This window comes from Empedobacter sp. UBA7611 (genome assembly GCF_002484365.1).
In the GTDB taxonomy this organism is placed as follows: domain Bacteria; phylum Bacteroidota; class Bacteroidia; order Flavobacteriales; family Weeksellaceae; genus Empedobacter; species Empedobacter falsenii_B.
Map to the genome: position 1 here is coordinate 14,929 of NZ_DLJR01000067.1, position 2,407 is coordinate 17,335.

Below are 2,407 nucleotides of genomic sequence, written 5' to 3' on the forward strand. Positions count from 1 at the left end.
TCGTCTGCAAATCGTATGTCGCTTTGGAATTTGTTGTTAAAAGTAGATTTGAATATTGAAAAAGGATGAAAACGTAAAACGTTAAACGTAAAACTTATTACGTAAACATATCGCTCACTACGCCGAATTGAAACTCTACTTTTCAGCAATGACGGTTTATAAATTCTTTGTTAAAAAAGGATTTGAATATTAATAAGAATAAAAATAAAAACGTAGAACTTAATACGTGTCACGTAAAACTAAAAAAAATACGTAAAACGTTAAGCGTGAAACTTATACCAAGACCGTTAACCTATAAACTCATCGAACATCGAGAAGACAGTGGTGACTGTACTTCGATAGTTTAGACAATTAATCGAGGGATTTCTTTTAAAGGAATTTGGTGTTTCGCAAATGTACGTTTTAAGGTAGTATAAGTGGAGAAACCACTTTGAATGGTAATATCTTTGAATGGAGCATTGGTAAACATAATCAATTCTAAGGCTTTCAACATTTTTAATTTTTGTTCGTATTCTGTAAAGGAGCAGTTGAAATAGTAGTTGAATCCTTTCTGAATTTCATAGTAAGTAAATTCCGTATCTGCTGCAAAAGCATAAAGTGTTTGGTTCTTTTGCAGACATTCTTTGTAAATTAACTTGAGCTTTTGAATGGGAATATGATAAAACTTTTTCCAGTTTCCTTTCAATTCTTGGCTTTTGACTTGGATCGAAACACAATAATACGCAAATTGATTTTGTTTGTGACGGTGAACAAAACCAGCGAGATGGTGGTAGCCGTGTGATAAACCTGAAATATCAATAAGAAAAGGAAAATATTGGTTTTGATTATAAGTGATTTGTGTGTTGTTTTTTAAAAGTTTGTAAAGTGCTTCTATGTCAACATTAAAATCTATTGATAAGGTTGGGGGACATGGACATTCGCAGACATCGTTGAAGTAAAAGATTAATTTCGGAATAAACAAAAGTTGTGATTGATAATCTTGTATCGCAAACAAATTGATTTTTTGAATAATACCAAATGCATATTTAATCATTTGCATATACTGTTTGTTTAGGATATCTTGTTTTGCTTCGACTTGTGGTTCATTTTTCTTGATTACATCTCCATATCGATGAATAAAAAAGTTCAGGTACTTGATATATTCTTCATATACTTCAATTTTCATACGCTTAAAAATTAAAATTGAAAATGGTTGTAGTAAAGATGTATTTGTCTAATATACAATAAATTATAATATAAACAAAAATCCCCTCCAAAAGTAGAGGGGAAATAGTTAAAGTACAGTGACTTGACCTAAGTAAACAGACGGTGCAGCTTCTTGTTTTATGACGGATAAAAAACTCATCCAAACATGCACATCTGTTCCTTGATATTTGGGCAGAAATTGTAGTACATAGGATTCTTCGGAGCGTTTTACCGTTGTTTGTACAACCGTTGATTGTGCTTTTGTATTCCCATCTTCTGCATACAATATAACCAAGGTGTCATTTTGATCCACAAGTTCTGTTGCATTATTGGTCCATGTAATCGTTGCCGATAGTGGATCGTCTGCAATAACATTTACAGGTTGTGGTTCGAGTAAATTACCTTTTGTGAATTGAATAGCATCATAATCAATAGAAAAGGTTAACGTATCCATATTACAAGGCATAGATTGTAATAAATTTGCCATAGCTTGGTTGTAAGGTGATTTTAGTCCAGCCCTTTTTCCGTAATAGGTTTTAGCCAATGCTTTATACCCTTGTATAAACTGCACAGCAAAATTGAATCTGTCTTTTATGACTTGTTGTTTTGGCGTTGGTATACGATTTGATTTTCGTGGTCGTATACGAGAAATTTCATTTCCTTCGATATTCGAAACAACAATTCGTCCTGTACGTCCTCGCGTACCCGACAATAGAGAATCTGTAATTTTTCCCATTTTTAATAGATTTTAAATTAAACTTTATTTGACTTGGTTCAGCAACAATTCGAAATTATGAGGAATGATTTGAAGAGGTTAATTTATGGTTATCCATGAACGAAATTGGTAGGTGATGAAGGGGAATGATTGGTATGAATGTAGATGTGAGATATGAGATATTAGATATTAGATTTTAGATATTAGATGTGAGAAGTGAGATATGAGATATGAGATATGAGATTTGAGATTTTAGAGTTGTATTATGTACAAAGTAGTATGTATTTGAGATTAAGACTAAGGTTGAGAAAGTGGATTGATTTTAGATGTGAGAATTGAGATTTTCGATGTGAGACTTGTAAAATGTAAAAAGTAGTATGTATTTGAGATTATGACTAAGGTTGAGAAAGAGGATTGATTTTAGATGTGAGAATTGAGATTTTAGATGTGAGACTTGTAAAATGTAAAAAGTAGTATGTATTTGAGGTTAAGACTAAGGTTGAGAAA

2 protein-coding genes are annotated in these 2,407 nt (G+C 31.9%); both read right to left on the reverse strand.

The annotated features are described in order from the left end of the window. Positions 1-343 precede the first annotated feature (343 nt). Positions 344-1,165 carry an AraC family transcriptional regulator gene (locus tag B3R94_RS11730; RefSeq protein WP_291100969.1) on the reverse strand — a complete coding sequence of 274 codons (822 nt, stop codon included), beginning with the start codon at positions 1,163-1,165 and terminating at the stop codon, positions 344-346. A gap of 108 nt (positions 1,166-1,273) precedes the next feature. Further along, complete coding sequence (locus tag B3R94_RS11735) at positions 1,274-1,921, reverse strand: DUF6266 family protein (RefSeq protein WP_291100971.1); 648 nt, start codon at positions 1,919-1,921, stop codon at positions 1,274-1,276. Between the last annotated feature and the right edge of the window lie 486 nt (positions 1,922-2,407).